At 57.6% G+C, this 302-nt stretch carries 1 protein-coding gene; it reads right to left on the reverse strand.

From position 1 onward, the window contains the following. The coding region (locus tag AF337_RS32755) for an esterase/lipase family protein (protein WP_152971296.1) at nt 1-227 on the reverse strand (227 nt) is incomplete at its 3' end. Nucleotides 228-302 lie beyond the last annotated feature (75 nt).

A 302-nucleotide genomic window follows, 5' to 3' on the forward strand; every position in this document is an offset into this window, starting at 1 on the left:
GTGATGACCGCACCGCCGTAGGAATGACCGACAAGCACGACCGGCCCTTTCTGCTGGGCCACCATCTTGCGTGTCCGTTCGGCATCCTCGGCTAGCGACGTCAACGGCAGTTCGACGGCGTGAACGGACTGATAGCCCCTATGCGCCAGCTCGAGTATCACCTTTCCCCAATGGGCGGCCCCACCCCAAAAGCCGTGCACCAGAATGATCGTGGGTTTATGACTCATAGTTTCTCCTGTTTTCTGAAAAGAGCGATACGACTGTGATCGGCGAGAACGGAATCAAGGCATCCTCTTTCGCCG

Origin of the sequence: Rhizobium ecuadorense, assembly GCF_001187535.1 — a bacterium.
Classification (GTDB): domain Bacteria; phylum Pseudomonadota; class Alphaproteobacteria; order Rhizobiales; family Rhizobiaceae; genus Rhizobium; species Rhizobium ecuadorense.